Below are 1,018 nucleotides of genomic sequence, written 5' to 3' on the forward strand. Positions count from 1 at the left end.
GCATGAGGGTCGAGAGCGGGTAGTAGATCATCGGCTTGTCGTAGACCGGTACGAGCTGCTTGCTCACTCCCAGGGTGATCGGGTGCAGGCGGGACCCGGTGCCGCCGGCGAGAATGATTCCGCGCATTGGTTAGTCCTTCACCTGGAACCGACGCACTTGACTCTGAGTTCGCCGTCCCCCGTATCGGTTTGCCGCTCCAGCATCGGTGATTCCCGTTGGCTCCACAGCGCATTCCGACATCGCGTAGGCCTGCTCGGTGGCGTCCTTCTGCGGTCGCCACCAGTGCTCGTGGGTGCGGTACCAGTCGATGGTCGCGGCCAGGCCCTCGCGGAACTCCCGGTAGCGGGGGGTCCAGCCGAGCTCGGTGCGCAGGCGGGTGGCGTCGATGGCGTAGCGCAGGTCGTGGCCGGGGCGGTCGGTGACGAAGTCGAAGTCGCCCCGATCCTTACCGCACAGCTCGAGGATGGTCTCGACGACGGTGCGGTTGTTCGTCTCGCCGTCCGCGCCGATCAGATAGGTCTGGCCGATCTCGCCCTTGTCGATGATCGTCCACACCGCCCGGTTGTGGTCGTCGACGTGGATCCAGTCCCGCACGTTCGCCCCGGTGCCGTACAGCTTGGGCCGGATCCCGTCGAGGACGTTGGTGATCTGCCGCGGGATGAACTTCTCCACGTGCTGATAGGGGCCGTAGTTGTTCGAGCAGTTCGAGATCGTCGCGGCCACCCCGAACGAGCGCACCCACGCGCGCACCAGCAGGTCCGAGCCGGCCTTGGTCGACGAGTACGGGCTCGACGGGTTGTAGGCGGTGGCCTCGGTGAACCGGGCCGGATCGTCGAGCTCGAGATCGCCGTACACCTCGTCGGTGGAGATGTGGTGATACCGCACCGAATGCCGGCGCACCGCCTCGAGCAGGGTGAACGTGCCGATCAGGTTGGTCTGCACGAACGGCGACGGATCGGCCAGGGAGTTGTCGTTGTGCGACTCGGCGGCGAAGTGCACCACCAGATCCGACTCGGC

The 1,018-nt window shown here is 66.1% G+C and carries 2 protein-coding genes; both read right to left on the minus strand.

Annotated features, from left to right (window positions below; translation table 11 throughout):
* The coding region (locus G6039_RS30165; protein ID WP_277606692.1) for a sugar phosphate nucleotidyltransferase at positions 1-127 on the minus strand (127 nt) is incomplete at its 3' end.
* A gap of 3 nt (positions 128-130) precedes the next feature.
* The coding region (gene rfbB / locus G6039_RS30170; RefSeq protein ID WP_241259017.1) for a dTDP-glucose 4,6-dehydratase at positions 131-1,018 on the minus strand (888 nt) is incomplete at its 5' end.

It is taken from the genome of Rhodococcus aetherivorans, assembly GCF_011058165.1.
Classification (GTDB): domain Bacteria; phylum Actinomycetota; class Actinomycetes; order Mycobacteriales; family Mycobacteriaceae; genus Rhodococcus; species Rhodococcus aetherivorans.